Below are 14,063 nucleotides of genomic sequence, written 5' to 3'. Positions count from 1 at the left end.
CGCGCCCGCCCCTATCATGCACAGCACCCATGTCAAATACTCATTCTGGAAAAGAGAATGTTCTATACCCCCGAGGCAGGCCATTCCCTGCCGCATAGCCCGCTGACCGCCATTGTCGCGCCCCGCCCGATCGGATGGATTTCATCGCGCGGTGCAGACGGGTGCGATAATCTGGCGCCCTATTCCTATTTCAATCTGGTCGCCTCGGCCCCCGCGCAGGTGATGTTTTCATCCACCGCGCAAAAGGCGGATCGGGGCGATACCAAGGACAGCGTCGGCAATATCCGCGAGACCGGCGTCTTTTGCGCCAATATCGTATCCGAGGCGCTGCTGGGCGCAATGAACCTGTCTGCGGCGAATTGGCCGCGCGATATTGATGAATTCGAAGCAGCGGGCCTTGCCAAGGCCGACTGCCAGACCATCAACTGCCCGCGCGTGGCGGACGCGCCCGCCAGCCTTGAATGCGTGGTCAGCCAGATCATCACGCTGGAAGGCGCGCATAATTTCATGGTGATCGGGCGCATCACCGGCGTGCATATTGCCGATACCTGCCTTGATGCAAACGGTGCCTTTGACCCGCGCCTGTTCGGGCAGGCCAGCCGCCTTGGCTATGCCGATTACGCGGTGGTGCGCGACACCTTTGCGATGCCGCGCCCGCAAAGGATCGGTTAGCCGAACCGCGCGCGGCGGCGGCGGTTGCGGATCAGATAGATGATCAGCAGCAGCACAGCGACCGCACCAATGCCGCCCAAGGCCAGCAGATAGGGCATGGCGCGCATCAGCAAAGGCGGCTCGCCGCCCGCTTGCAGCAGCTCGACATAGGCGGCATCCACCACCAGTTCGGGGTTGCCATAGGATTGCAGCACATAGTTCGCCACATCGGCGATTTGCTGGCTGGTCCACTGGCCAGCATAGGCCGGCATGAAGAAGTAATCTTCCTCGGTCTCGCGTTGCAGGCCCGAGGAAATCACCATCACCAGATTCGCCGCCGAGGTGCCGCTGGTTGCCGCATTATTCACCAGCGAGGGGTAGTAGAAATCATCCGTGCCGCGCGCATCCGCACCGTGGCAATTGGCGCAGCTGGACAGGAATAGTTGCTCGCCCTCGGGGTTCGGGGTGACCGCAGGCACTGCGCCGACCGTGCCATCGGGGTTCATCAGCGCCAAAGTATCGGGGTCGCGGAAGGCAAAGCTGGGCACGTCCTGCCCCTCGGTGCGCACAGGCGGGACGGTGCGCAGGAAAGCCGCAATCGCCTGCAGATCGTCATCGTTCAGATATTGCAGCGAATAGCTGACAGCCTCGGCCATGGGCCCTGCGGCCTGGGCTTTGCCATGGGCGTTGCCTTGGCGCAGGTATTGGACGATTTCCTCGTCGCTCCAACCGCCGATACCGCTGATCGGGTCGGATGTGATGTTCGGCACATCCCAGCCGCCCACGTTTCCGCCGGACAAGAAGGGGCCGCCCTCGGCCATCAGGATATTGCGAGGGCTGTGGCAGGTGTTGCAATGGGCCAGCGCCGTCACCAGATATTCGCCGCGATCCGCACCGCCCGGTTGCGTGGTCGCCGCATCGAAGGGCTGGTTATGCCCGAACAGCAGGTTCCAGCCCGCCATGACGTAGCGAATGTTGAACGGGAACGCGAGGCTGGTTTGCAGCGCCGGCGCCTGATCAATCGGCTCGATTTCCGACATGATAAAGGCGTAAAGCGCGCTGATATCCTCGTCCGAAATCCGCGCGTAATCGGCATAGGGCATACCGGGATAGATCATATGCAGACCCGGCGCGACGCCGTGGCGGACGGCGCGTTCAAACTGCGCTTCCGTCCAGCCACCAATGCCGAATTCAACCGAGGGCGTGATGTTGGTCGAGATCATCTGCCCCATCGGCGTGTCCAGCACATAGCCGCCCGCCCATTCCAGACCTTCCTCGTGGTTGGTGTGACAGGCAGCGCAATCGGCTGCGACCGCAACATATCGCCCACGCTCGACCAGATCAGGATCGAAATCCTGCGCCAGAACACCCATGGGAATCAGGGCAAGCGTAGCAATAGCGGGCAGTGCAAGGCGGTTCATCCTGCAACTCCTTGGGACAATCTGTCTGTTGGGCGAAAACTCAGGCGGCAACATGGCAAATGCAGCCGATACGCGACCCTCGGCGCATTTGAACGCACGATCTGCACATCAGTCACGACCACGCGTAGCTCCGTTGCGGCGTCAGGGTCTGCCTGCCTGTCTTCGCAGATTGCGAAATAAGCAGGATTTCAACAGGCTTACCCAAATTATTGTCGGATGTGAACACCCAAGAGGCGGCCGCGCCCCCTTGCATAGCAGATGTGATCGCATTGCACGGCAATTCAGCATTGCCAATTCTGCCCCGCTGACGCTATGTCCGTCCAAGGGGGACACGCGCGTGAGCCTGTATCGCAGAAAAATAACCGCCGAGATCGGCGCCGCGCTGGCGGTGCTGGGCCTGTGGTTATTGGTGATCATCTCGCCGCTGCACCAGGTTTCCGCCTTTGCGCGCGATGCGGGCTTTGGCACCCCTTGGACGATCTGCAACGTGCCGCAAGAACATGGCAGCGCCTCGCATGATCCGATGATGATGGCCTGCCCCGTCCATGCGATCGGCAAAAACCATCTGGATCTGGCCCTGCCGCCCGTTCTGGCGGCGCAGATCCTGCATACGACATTCGCCTACGCCAACCTGACCATGCCCGCGCGCCTTGCATGGTCGCGCATCCACCTTGAACCGGGGCAACCACGCGCCCCGCCTGCAGTGCTCTGATCTTTTGACGAGATCCGCCGTGCCTTTGGGCGCGGCAAAGACCTGTATGTTTTTCAAGGATGGACGGATGAAATCCGCTTATTTTGCTGCCTTTTTGGCAGCGACCGCCGTGCCCGCGCTGGCCGAGCAGCCCGTAACGCTGAACTTTGTCGCTGAAATCGGCGGCGCGGCGTTCGATTGCAGCCAAAGCTATGACCATTTGGGCGCAACCCATGCGCAGATGAATGTCACCGACTTTCGCCTGTTCGTGCAGGATGCCGCGCTGATCCGCGCCGATGGCAGCCAGCAGCCGATCACCCTGACCGCGAACGACTGGCAGCACGAGAATGTCACCCTGCTGGATTTCGAAAATGGCGCGGGCCATTGCGCAGGCACCGGCAATGCGCCGATGAACACCGTCATCACCGGCGAGGTGCCCGAGGGCGATTACATCGGTGTCAGCCTGACGCTGGGCGTGCCTTTCGCGCTGAACCATATCGATCCGACGCTGGCCAGCGCACCGCTGAATACGACGGGCATGTTCTGGACGTGGCAGAACGGGTTCCGCTTTTTGCGCATCGACTTTGCCCCCGCAGGCGGCACGCCGATGGCGCATGAAGGCCATGGCGGCCATAGCGATCACGGCAATGCGTCGGGCTGGTATCTGCACCTCGGCTCGACCCAATGCGCCGCCGCCTCGCAGACCGAGGCGCCCAGCGCCTGCGTCTTTCCCAATCGCACCACGGCAAGTTTCACCAGTTTTGACCCCGCCACCCAAGTGATCGTGGTCGATCCCGCGCCGGTGCTGCGCGATGCGGATGTGACGGTGAACGCGCCCGATACCTCGCCCGGCTGCATGTCGTTCCCTGGCGATGCCGATTGCGACAGCGTGATCCCGAAACTGGGACTGGCTTATGGCGATCATCCCGCCGAGGCGCAGCAATTGTTCAGTATCAGGTAGCACCCATGCGCAAGCAACTTTGCCTTGGGTTCGGTGCGGCGCTGGCAATCCTTGCCGCCGTCGCAACCGCCGGGGCCAATGGACGCTATATCTGGCCGATGCCCGCGTGGATGCCGCCCCCGCCCGTCCCCGCTGGCAATCCGATGTCAGCGGAAAAGGTCGATCTGGGGCGGCACCTGTTCTATGACGCACGGCTGTCGCGCGATGGCACGGTGGCCTGCGCCTCGTGCCACGAACAGGCGCGCGCCTTTAGTGACGGGCGCGAACTTGCGGTGGGGATTGGCCAGACCATCGGCATCCGCAATGCGCCCGCACTCGCGAATGCGGGCTATGTGCCGCAGCTGACATGGGCCAACCCGCATCTGACCACGCTTGAGGCGCAGGCGCTGGTGCCGTTGTTTGGCGAAGACCCGGTCGAGATGGGCAGCAATGGGCGCGAGGCCGATATTTTCGCCGCCCTTGCTGCCGATCCCTATTACACGGATGCCTTCGCCAGCGCCTTTCCCGATCGGCCCGTGATCGACCTGTTCACCGTGACGCGGGCCTTGGCAGCGTTTCAGCGGTCGCTGATCTCGCTTGATAGCCCCTATGACCGGTTCAAATATGGCGGTGACGCCGATGCCATGACGCCCGCCGCCCTGCGGGGCGAGCGGTTGTTCTTTGACCATCGGTTTGAATGCTACCACTGCCACGGCGGCATCTTGTTCACCGACAGCCAGCAGACCGCGCGCAATCCCGCGCCAATGCTGGGGAACCATAATAACGGTCTTTATAATATCGGCGGCACGGGGGCCTACCCCGCGCGCGCCACCGGCCTTTATGAGTTCACCGGCCTTGCCGCTGATATGGGCCGTTTCCGCACCCCCAGCCTGCGCAATGTCGCGGTGACCGCGCCCTATTTCCACGACGGATCGGCCGCGAGTTTGCGCGAAGTGCTGGACCATTACGCCGCCGGCGGGCGCACCATCAGTGATGGGCCCCATGCCGGTATCGGGGCTGCAAACCCCTTTAAAGACGGCATTCTGGTCGGCTTTGACGCCTCGGACGCCGAGATCAACGACCTGATCGCCTTTTTGGAAAGCCTGACAGACGAGGGCTTTCTGACCAACCCTGCCTATTCCGATCCATGGCCTGCGGATCACCCCGCACGCGCAACAAGGATGATGCCATGAAGACCCTGATGATCGCCGCCGCCGCGCTATTTGCGGCCTCCTTATCCACATCGGTCGCCGCGCATGAGTTTGTGCTGCAGGATATCCAGATCATTCACCCTGCCGTGCCCGCAAGCCCGCCGGGGGCCACCGCCGCGCCGCTTTATATGGCGCTGTCGAATAACACCGATACCGCCGACCGGCTGCTGGGGATCGAGACTCCTTACGGCCCCGTGCGCTTTCGCCGCCCGGTGACTGCCGCCGATGGCACCACCCGTTTCGAGGGGATGGCATGGATCGACGTGCCGCCGGGCGAGATTGTCGTCCTCAGCCAAGGCGCGATGCATGGCGTATTCGATATCCCCGAGCCACTGCATGAGGGGGGCGAGATCCCCGTCACCATGGTGTTCGAGGCCCGCGGCCGCGTCGAAATGCATCTGATGATCGACCCGGTGGGGGCGCTCGATACCGAAACTTCCGTCGCCAGTGGTGCCCAAGCGCCGCAGGCGGGCGATGTGCTGCAAGTGGGGGCCGCGCTGCGCAGCGCCCTTGCGCCGACCCAAGCCACCATCATGCCCATCGTGCTGCACGGCAATCACGCTGTCGCCGGATGGAGCAATGACACCGACGCCGCCCGCGCCCTGCTGCGCCGCGTGGATGGCAATTGGCAGGTCGAGATGTGGTCGGGCGCAAGCCTGCTGCTGCCCGCGACCTTTGTCAGCATGGGGATGAGCCAGGCCGATGCCGAAATTCTGATTGCCGAGGTCAAAGCCTATGAAAGCATGATCGATCCCGCGATCATTGCCCGCTTTGACGCCTTTCCCGGGACTGTTTTGATCGAGGGGGATGCCCAATGAAACACCTGCTTTTGACCATGGCGCTGGCCATCGCGCTGCCTGGCCTTGCGATGGCGGTGACGCCTTTGTCCTATTCCACCGCGGGCGGCGCGCCGGTGCAGGCGGGCGAGGTCGAGGTCTCGGCCCGTTTTGCCCGCGCCACCTTGCCCAACGCGCCGGTGGGCGGTGCCTATATGACCATCACCAACAAAGGGGCCGAGGACGACCGCCTGCTGGGCGCGACGACGCCGCTGGGCCCCGTGACGCTGCATGCGATGGAAATGTCGGGCAGCGCGATGACCATGCGCCCGCTGCCCGATGGTGTGCCGCTGCCTGCGGGGCAGACCGTCACCCTCAGCCCCAGCGGCACACATGTGATGATCAGCCCGCTCACATCCGCGTTGGTGCAGGGCGAAACGCTTGACCTGACGTTGGAATTCGAAAAAGCAGGCGCCGTGACCATGACCTTTGATATTCTGGCGCTGAACGCGCGCACCCACCCCGAGGCCGAGCCGCAATAATGACCCGCAAACCCAAACAAACCCCCGTCGTCTCTGCTGAAGAGGCCAAGCGCCGCGCCAGCCTGCGCAATATCCGCATCGCGATCTGGGGCCTTGCCGCCATCGCAGGCGCGGGTGCGGTCTGGCTAACAACGACCCAGCGCACTGCGATCCCCGCACCGATGACGATGCAAGCCGCCTATTCCGACATCGGTCAGGGCGATTACAGTCTGCAAACTACCGATGGCCAGCCGTTCACGGCGGCCTCGCTGGTGGGGCAACCCTCGCTGGTGTTCTTTGGCTTTACCCATTGCCCCGATGTCTGCCCGACGACTTTGGGCGACATCACATTGTGGAAGGACGATCTGGGCGCGGTCGGCGATGACCTGCAAGTCGTGTTCATCACCGTCGACCCCGAGCGTGACACCCCCGAGCTGCTGCATGACTATGTCTCGTGGGTGCCCGATTCGGTGGCCGTCACCGGCACGCCTGAAGAGATCGAAAAAACCGTCACCGCCTTTCGCATCTATGCCAGCAAAGTGCCGCTAGAGGGTGACGATTACACGATGAACCACGCCGCCTATGTCATGCTGTTCGACGAAAACGGCCAGTTCAACCAGATCTTTAGCTATCAAGAAGACATCGACCGCGTCACCGCAAAGATGCGTGAATTCCTCAGCTAACCGGTATGGGGGCGGCGCGCCCGCCCCCTACCACGCGATCAGTGGCGGCATATTGCGCACCGCATCGCGCAGCCCGTCGATCGGGGTCGCCTTGGAAAAATACCAGCCCTGATAATAGTCGCAGCGCAGCGAGTGCAGCAGCTCAACCTGCGCCCGCGTCTCGACCCCTTCGGCGGTCACCACCTTGCCCATGGAATGCGCGATGTCGATCACCCCGCGCACGATGGCCAGATCCTCGATACTGTTGGTGATGTTCGAGATAAAACTGCGGTCGATCTTGATCCGGTCAATCGGCATCCGCCGCAGATGCGTCAGCGAGGCAAAGCCGGTGCCGAAATCATCCAGCGCAATCTCGACCCCCGCCGCATGCAGTTGCGACAGCCGCCCCGCCAGATGCTGGAAGTCGCGGCCAAGGAACACACCCTCGGTCACTTCGATGCAGAACTTCGATGGCGGAATGCCCGTCTCGCGCGAGAGTTCGAAAAACCGGTCGACAAAGGCGTCCGAGCGGAAGTCGGCATTGGTGATATTGATCGCCAGCCGTCTGAGCGGCACGTTCTGATCCAGCATAATGCGCATATCGCGAAAGGCTTGCTCGACCACAAACATGCCAATCGCAGCCTGCAATCCCGGATCATCCATATCGGTCAAGAACGCAGCTGGCGTGATCAGGTTTCTGTCGGGGTGATTCCAGCGCAAAAGCCCTTCGAATGACAGGGCCCCCGGTGAGGAAATCGGAACAATCGGCTGATAATACAGGTGAAACTGCCCGCGATCCAGGCCAACCTCGACCGCGTGCAGCAGCTCGCTTTTGCGTTCGGCAATCTCGCGCAGGCGCGGGATAAAGAATTGTGCCTGATCGCGCCCCAGCGCTTTGGAATGATAAAGGGCCATATCGGCGGCCTTGAACAATTCATCCAGCGAGCCCGCATGTTCGGGAAAACTGGCCACGCCAATGCTGGCGCTATAGCGACGAATGACCGAGCCCAGGGGCACAGGCTCGCGCAAATGGGCCAGTGCCGTTTGCACCAGATCATTCACCCCCGTGCGGTCCATATTGGTCATGACCAGACAGAACTCGTCCCCCCCTAGCCGCGCGACAAAGACATCCGGGCTGGACAGGGCACTCAGGCGTTCACTGACCAGTTTCAGCAGCGTGTCGCCAACATCATGGCCAAAGGTGTCGTTAATCTCTTTGAATGTATCGACATCCAACAATGCCAAATGCACCTGCCCGGGATTGTCGCGTTCAGGGGGCAGGACGCTTTCAAGATATTCCTGAAAGCTGCGGCGATTGGGGATGCCGGTCAACGAATCGACGCTCACAATGCGGCGCAACAATTCTTCGGCCGCATGGCGCGACGAGATATCAAAGCGAATCGCGGTATAGCTATCGACTTTGCCGTTGATATTCACATGGGGCACGATGGTCGTATCGACCCAGTAATGACTGCCATCCTTGCGCCGATTGCAGATCTCGCCATGCCAGACCTCGCCACCCGCAATGCGGCGATACATGCTGCGGAAAAAATCGGTACTGTGGATGCCAGAATTCAAAATACGGTGATTGGCGCCGATCAGCTCGTCGCGGGAATAGCCGCTGATCTCGCAGAACTTGCTGTTCACAAAGGTAATTGTGCCGCGCACATCGGTCATCGCGACGATGGCCGCGCTATCCAAAGCATAGCGGATGAATTCCATCTCGGATGGAAAGGGCGACAGGCTGGCGCGCTGCGGATGCAAGTCTTGCTCCTCAACCGTCAGGGCAGGCTGCTGGTCATGCGGTGCATTCGCCACCATTGTAGCGTCTTCCCTTAAATCAGCGCCGACCCCATGGGATAAAGCCCGGGCAAGCGCAGCGGTCAACGAGCCGCTTTGAAATGAATGAACCTTGTAAATACGTTTGGGCACGTCGTTTGGTAATAAACTATCACGTGCATAGGTTAACAGGACAAGGGCGCAGCACTGAACGGCGCGCAAAACCTGCAAAAAGATGCAGGAATGCAAGCATTCTGTTCAGCGGTAGAAAGGGAAAGTGGTGAGCCGTGTTGGGTTCGAACCAACGACCTAGTGATTAAGAGTCACTTGCTCTACCGGCTGAGCTAACGGCCCCACAAGGGCTGTCATAGAAATAGCATAAACTGCCGTCAACAGCAAAACGCGGGCCATGCGATGGCGACGTTGCGCGATGATCGCCCCCTTGCCCCTTGGCCTTTCGCGCCTTAGCACCATATTAGGCGCAAAGCGTATGGGGGCATGACATGGATCTGACAGCCGATCTGAACACCAAAGACATTATCATCGACGGCACAGATGCCGGTTTCATGGATGATGTGATTGCGGCCTCGCAGCAGGTACCGGTGATCGTCGATTTCTGGGCGACGTGGTGCGGCCCGTGTAAAACGCTGGGCCCGGCACTGGAAGCTGCGGTGAAAAAGGCCGGTGGCAAGGTGCGTCTGGTCAAGATCGACGTCGACAAGCAGCCGCAATTCGCCGCGCAACTGCGCGTGCAATCCATCCCGACGGTCTATGCGTTCTGGCAAGGCCAGCCGGTGGATGGGTTCCAAGGCGCGATCCCGCCCTCGCAGGTCGATGAATTCGTGAACAAGCTCTCCGCCCTTGCGGGTGACGACGGCCTTGGCGCCGCGCTCGATGCGGCCGATGAGATGATGGAGCAAGGCGCCTTTGCCGATGCGACTGAAATCTACAATGCTGTCAGCCAAGAAGAGCCGGAAAATGCCCGCGCCTATGCCGGTCTTGTCAGCGCCGCCCTTGCGCAAAACGATCTGGACGGCGCCGAGGCGGTACTGAACGGCGCCCCCGCCGTCATCGCGAAATCGCCCGAGCTTGAGGCCGTGCGCGCCCGTCTGGAACTAGCCCGTCAGGCCGCCAGCGCGGGTCCGGTCGATGATCTGCGCGCGGCTGTCGCCGCCGATCCCGCGAACCTGCAAGCGCTGTTTGACCTTGCCACTGCGCTGCATGCCAGTGGCGATGTGCAGGGCGCGGTCGATAGCCTGCTGGATCTGTTCCGCAAGGATCGCGAATGGAACGATGGCGCCGCGAAAGCGCAGCTGTTCACCATCTTTGACGCCCTGCCCCCGAAAGACCCGATCGCTTTGGCAGGCCGCCGTCGCCTGTCATCGTTGATTTTCGCGTAATGGCCGAGGCCGCGCCCGACCGGCTGCCCGCGCAGCTGCCCGAGCGCATCGCGCTATTCCCGCTGTTTGGCGCGCTGCTGTTGCCGCGCGCCCATCTGCCGCTGCATATATTCGAGCCGCGCTATCTGGCGATGGTGGACGAGGTGCTGACCAGCCCCCATCGTCTGATCGGCATGATCCAACCCCTTGCGCCGAACGAGGGGGCGCGCCTGCACCGCATCGGCTGTGTCGGGCGAATCGTCGGCTTTGCCGAGCGCCCCGATGGCCGCATGGATTTGACACTGGCGGGGGTCTCGCGCTTTCGCCTGACGTCCGAGCTGATCGTCTCGACCCCATGGCGGCAGGCCGAGGTCAGCTGGGACGGCTTTGCCCATGACCGCAACCGCATGGCCGAGACCGACCCCTATCTGGATCGTGCCGCGCTGTTCGCCCTGCTGGCACGGTTCTTTGCCGCGCGCGGGCTGCCGCATGATTGGCAGAACCTGAAATCCGTCCCGGACGAGCTGCTGATCAATGTGCTGTCGGTGCTGTGCCCGTTGCCTGCTGGCGACAAACAGGCGCTGCTGGAAACCCCGCATCTGCCCGAGCGGCGCGAGACGCTGATCACCCTTTTGGAATTTGCCCTGCAACGCGGCGGCGATGATGCCGCCGATGATGACGAGATCATGCAATGACAACCCCTGCCCCCCGCCTGTTCGACCCGCGTATGCTCGAGGCGCTGGTATGCCCGCAGACGCAAACCACCCTGACCTATGACCGCGAGCGGGGCGAGCTGATCTCGCGCGCGGCGGGTTTGGCCTTTCCCATCCGCGATGGCATTCCCGTGATGCTGGTGGACGAAGCGCGCAAACTGGACTAGGCCAAGCGCAGTATAAGGAGCCGTCCCATGACACAAAAACCCGTTGCGGATCTGTCCTTCGAGGAAGCCTTGGCCGAGCTGGAACAGATCGTGGCCCAGCTTGAACGCGGTGACGTACCGCTGGAAGAATCGATCAGCCGCTATCAACGCGGGGCCGAGCTGCGCGCCCGCTGCACCGCCAAGCTGAACGAGGCGCAGGAAAAAATCGCCCGCATCACGATCGGCGAAAACGGCCAACCCGCAGGGCTGCAGCCGTTCGAGGCGTAATCCATGCAATCCCTCTCCACGCGCATGGCGGCGGCGGCGGCTGATGTGCAGGCGCTGATCGCCGCACATCTGTCGCCGCTTGCCGCCGCAAGCCCCGTCGCCAGCGCGATGATCTATGCCTGCACCGGCGGCAAGGGGCTGCGCGGGTTTCTGGTGCTGGAATCGGCGCGCCTGCACGGGATCGCTTACGCCGATGCCCTGCCCGTCGCTGCGGCGGTCGAGGCTGTCCACGCCTATTCGCTGGTCCATGACGACATGCCTGCGATGGATGACGACGATCTGCGCCGGGGCCGCCCCACCGTTCACCGCCAATGGGACGAGGCCACCGCGCTGCTGGCGGGGGATGCGCTGCAAAGCCTGGGGTTTGAACTGATCGCAACGGCGGCTCTGCCCGATAGCGCCCGCGTCACGCTGCTGGCAGGTTTCGCGCGTGCGGCGGGCATCCACGGCATGGTCGGCGGGCAAGAGGCGGATATCGCCGCTGAAACCGCGGCGCGGCCCCTGTCCCTTGACCAGATCATCGCACTGCAACGTGGCAAGACCGGCGCATTGATCACATGGTCGGCCAGCGCAGGCGCGGTAATGGCGGGCGCGGATGCTGCCCCATTGCGCGCCTTTGGCGATGCCATCGGCCTTGCCTTTCAGATCACCGACGACATTCTGGATGTCGAGGGAAGTGCTGCCACAATGGGCAAAGCCGTGCAAAAAGATGCCGCCGCTGGCAAGGCGACCTTTGTCTCGCTGCTGGGGCTGCAAGGCGCCAAGGATCAGGCGCTGGCCCTGCTGCAAACCGCCGACGCGGCGTTGATCCCCTATGGCGCCACCGCTGCGACATTGCGCGAGACCGCGCAATTTGTCATCACGCGGCAGAACTGACAGGCTAGGCCCATGACCGATATCCCCCGCCCATCGACCCCGCTGCTGGACCGCGTGTCCTCCCCCGCCGATTTGAAGCGCCTTTCGGACGCCGATCTTGTGCGTCTGGCGGGTGAACTCAGGGCCGAGACGATTTCTGCCGTCAGCGAAACCGGCGGGCATTTGGGCGCGGGCCTTGGCGTGGTCGAGCTGACCGTTGCCCTCCATGCGGTGTTTGATGCGCCGCGCGACAAGATCATCTGGGATGTCAGCCACCAATCTTATCCACACAAGATCCTGACCGGGCGGCGCGACCGCATCCGCACCTTGCGGCAAAAGGACGGGCTGTCGGGTTTCACTAAACGCAGCGAATCGCCCTATGACCCGTTTGGGGCGGCGCATAGCTCGACCTCGATTTCCGCCGCACTTGGCTTTGCCGTGGCGCGCGATCTGGGCGGCGCGACGCCCGAGGGCGCGATTGGCGACACGATTGCCATTATCGGCGACGGCTCGATGAGTGCCGGCATGGCATTCGAGGCGATGAACAACGCGGGCGATCTGAAAAAGCGCATGTTCGTCATCCTGAACGATAACGAGATGTCGATCGCCCCGCCGGTGGGCGCGCTGTCCAGCTATCTGTCGCGCCTTTACGCGGGCGGGCCGTTCCAGGATCTGAAAGCCGCCGCCAAGGGCGCAGTGAACATGCTGCCCGAGCCGCTGCGCGAAGGCGCGAAACGCGCCAAGGAAATGCTCAAACACATGACCGTCGGCGGTACGATGTTCGAGGAGCTCGGCTTTTCCTATCTTGGTCCCATCGACGGGCACGATATGGAACAACTGCTGGCCGTGCTGCGTACCGTCCATGACCGCGCCACCGGCCCCGTACTGATCCATGCGATCACGCAAAAGGGCAAGGGCTATGCCCCCGCCGAAGCGGCCCGCGACAAGGGTCACGGCGTCGGCAAATTCGATGTGGTCACGGGCGAGCAAGCCAAGGTCAAATCGAATGCGCCCAGCTATACTTCGGTCTTTGCCAATGCGCTGATCGAGCAGGCGGAAAAAGACAGCCGCATCGTCGCGATCACCGCCGCCATGCCCGATGGAACCGGCCTTGATAAATTCATGGTGCGCTTTGCGGATCGCTGTTTCGACGTGGGCATCGCCGAACAACATGCGGTGACCTTTGCTGCCGGTCTTGCGGCGGGCGGAATGAAACCGTTCTGCGCGCTCTATTCGACGTTCTTGCAGCGCGGCTATGATCAGGTCGTGCATGATGTCGCGATCCAGCGCCTGCCGGTGCGGTTCGCGATCGACCGTGCGGGTTTAGTGGGCGCCGATGGCGCGACCCATGCGGGGGCGTTTGACATCGCCTTTATGGCGAACCTGCCCGGCATGGTCGTCATGGCCGCCGCCGACGAGGCGGAACTGGTGCGTATGGTCGCAACCGCCGCGCAACATAACGACGGCCCCATCGCCTTCCGCTTTCCGCGCGGCGAAGGTGTGGGCGTCGAGATCCCCGCCGACGCCCAGCCGCTGGAAATCGGCAAGGGCCGCATCACGCAGGCCGGCGCGCGCGTCGCGATCTTGTCATTTGGCACCCGCCTGTCCGAGGCTGAGGCCGCCGCCGAGCTGCTATCGGCCCGCGGCATCACCCCCACCATCGCCGATGCCCGCTTTGCCAAACCGCTCGACCGCGACATGATCCTGCGCCTTGCGCGCGAGCACGAGGTTCTGATCACCATCGAAGAGGGTGCAATTGGCGGATTTGGCAGCCATGTCGCCCAGCTTTTGGCCGAGGCTGGCGTGTTCGATCACGGATTGAAATTCCGCTCGATGGTGCTGCCGGATATCTTTATCGATCAGGCCAACCCCCGCGACATGTATGATGTCGCAGGTCTGAACGCGAATGATATCGCCAATAAAGTGCTGTCTGCACTGGGTGTTGCCCTGCTGGAACGGCGCGCTTAACGCGGAATATCTGCGACACATTTACGCTTGCACCTGCCCCCTGATTGCAAGATCACGGGGGC

General features: G+C 62.4%; 15 protein-coding genes and 1 tRNA gene. 13 read left to right on the top strand and 3 right to left on the bottom strand.

Annotated elements, in window-relative coordinates:
- Positions 1-57: 57 nt before the first annotated feature.
- Complete coding sequence (locus KVU_RS13335; protein WP_013383156.1) at positions 58-672, top strand: flavin reductase family protein; 615 nt, start codon at positions 58-60, stop codon at positions 670-672.
- On the opposite strand, the gene KVU_RS13330 is transcribed toward KVU_RS13335, so the two are convergent.
- Positions 669-2,072 carry a c-type cytochrome gene (locus KVU_RS13330; protein ID WP_013383155.1) on the bottom strand — a complete coding sequence of 468 codons (1,404 nt, stop codon included), beginning with the start codon at positions 2,070-2,072 and terminating at the stop codon, positions 669-671. The two genes, KVU_RS13335 and KVU_RS13330, sit on opposite strands and share 4 nt — an antisense overlap.
- A 337-nt stretch (positions 2,073-2,409) precedes the next feature.
- Here KVU_RS13330 and KVU_RS13325 point away from each other — a divergent pair, with 337 nt between their 5' ends.
- From KVU_RS13325 to KVU_RS13300, 6 genes are all read left to right on the top strand, one after another.
- On the top strand, positions 2,410-2,784 hold the full coding sequence (locus KVU_RS13325) for a hypothetical protein (protein ID WP_014538119.1): 375 nt from the start codon (positions 2,410-2,412) through the stop codon (positions 2,782-2,784).
- A gap of 67 nt (positions 2,785-2,851) precedes the next feature.
- Positions 2,852-3,724, top strand: coding sequence for an MbnP family copper-binding protein (locus KVU_RS13320; protein ID WP_013383153.1), 873 nt, complete (start codon positions 2,852-2,854; stop codon positions 3,722-3,724).
- A 5-nt stretch (positions 3,725-3,729) separates the two neighbouring features.
- Positions 3,730-4,896 carry a methanobactin export MATE transporter MbnM gene (locus KVU_RS13315; RefSeq protein WP_014538117.1) on the top strand — a complete coding sequence of 389 codons (1,167 nt, stop codon included), beginning with the start codon at positions 3,730-3,732 and terminating at the stop codon, positions 4,894-4,896.
- Positions 4,893-5,732, top strand: a complete 840-nt coding sequence (locus tag KVU_RS13310) for a copper uptake system-associated protein (RefSeq protein WP_013383151.1) — start codon at positions 4,893-4,895, stop codon at positions 5,730-5,732. Before KVU_RS13315 ends, KVU_RS13310 begins: the two co-directional genes overlap by 4 nt.
- Positions 5,729-6,232 (top strand): copper chaperone PCu(A)C, encoded by a 504-nt coding sequence (locus KVU_RS13305; RefSeq protein ID WP_013383150.1) that lies wholly within the window; start codon positions 5,729-5,731, stop codon positions 6,230-6,232. The genes KVU_RS13310 and KVU_RS13305 overlap by 4 nt, the downstream gene beginning before the upstream one ends.
- Complete coding sequence (locus KVU_RS13300) at positions 6,232-6,894, top strand: SCO family protein (protein WP_013383149.1); 663 nt, start codon at positions 6,232-6,234, stop codon at positions 6,892-6,894. The genes KVU_RS13305 and KVU_RS13300 overlap by 1 nt, the downstream gene beginning before the upstream one ends.
- Before the next feature lie 27 nt (positions 6,895-6,921).
- Here KVU_RS13300 and KVU_RS13295 read toward each other — a convergent pair whose 3' ends face one another.
- Both KVU_RS13295 and KVU_RS13290 read right to left on the bottom strand, forming a co-directional pair.
- Positions 6,922-8,694 (bottom strand): putative bifunctional diguanylate cyclase/phosphodiesterase, encoded by a 1,773-nt coding sequence (locus KVU_RS13295; RefSeq protein WP_014538116.1) that lies wholly within the window; start codon positions 8,692-8,694, stop codon positions 6,922-6,924.
- Positions 8,695-8,930: 236 nt separating this feature from the next.
- A tRNA-Lys gene (locus KVU_RS13290) sits at positions 8,931-9,006 on the bottom strand.
- Positions 9,007-9,155: 149 nt separating this feature from the next.
- On the opposite strand from KVU_RS13290, the gene trxA reads away from it, so the two are divergent.
- Genes trxA through dxs form a run of 6 tightly spaced genes read left to right on the top strand, consistent with a single transcriptional unit; the run spans position 9,156 to position 14,001 of the window.
- Positions 9,156-10,052: a thioredoxin gene (trxA, locus tag KVU_RS13285; protein ID WP_013383147.1), complete on the top strand. Its 897-nt coding sequence runs from the start codon at positions 9,156-9,158 to the stop codon at positions 10,050-10,052.
- On the top strand, positions 10,052-10,726 hold the full coding sequence (locus KVU_RS13280) for an LON peptidase substrate-binding domain-containing protein (protein ID WP_060486233.1): 675 nt from the start codon (positions 10,052-10,054) through the stop codon (positions 10,724-10,726). The genes trxA and KVU_RS13280 overlap by 1 nt, the downstream gene beginning before the upstream one ends.
- The gene (locus KVU_RS13275; RefSeq protein ID WP_013383144.1) at positions 10,723-10,911 is read left to right on the top strand and encodes a Trm112 family protein; all 189 of its coding nucleotides are present in this window, start codon (positions 10,723-10,725) and stop codon (positions 10,909-10,911) included. Before KVU_RS13280 ends, KVU_RS13275 begins: the two co-directional genes overlap by 4 nt.
- Positions 10,912-10,938: 27 nt before the next feature.
- On the top strand, positions 10,939-11,178 hold the full coding sequence (locus KVU_RS13270) for an exodeoxyribonuclease VII small subunit (RefSeq protein ID WP_013383143.1): 240 nt from the start codon (positions 10,939-10,941) through the stop codon (positions 11,176-11,178).
- Between the two features lie 3 nt (positions 11,179-11,181).
- Positions 11,182-12,054 (top strand): polyprenyl synthetase family protein, encoded by an 873-nt coding sequence (locus tag KVU_RS13265; RefSeq protein ID WP_013383142.1) that lies wholly within the window; start codon positions 11,182-11,184, stop codon positions 12,052-12,054.
- Positions 12,055-12,066: 12 nt separating this feature from the next.
- A complete protein-coding gene (dxs, locus tag KVU_RS13260; RefSeq protein ID WP_013383141.1) occupies positions 12,067-14,001 on the top strand; it encodes a 1-deoxy-D-xylulose-5-phosphate synthase in 1,935 nt (644 codons plus the stop codon).
- Positions 14,002-14,063 lie beyond the last annotated feature (62 nt).

The sequence above is a fragment of the Ketogulonicigenium vulgare WSH-001 genome (genome assembly GCF_000223375.1).
In the GTDB taxonomy this organism is placed as follows: Bacteria; Pseudomonadota; Alphaproteobacteria; order Rhodobacterales; family Rhodobacteraceae; genus Ketogulonicigenium; species Ketogulonicigenium vulgare.
This window is presented reverse-complemented; position numbering and strand designations above follow the sequence as displayed.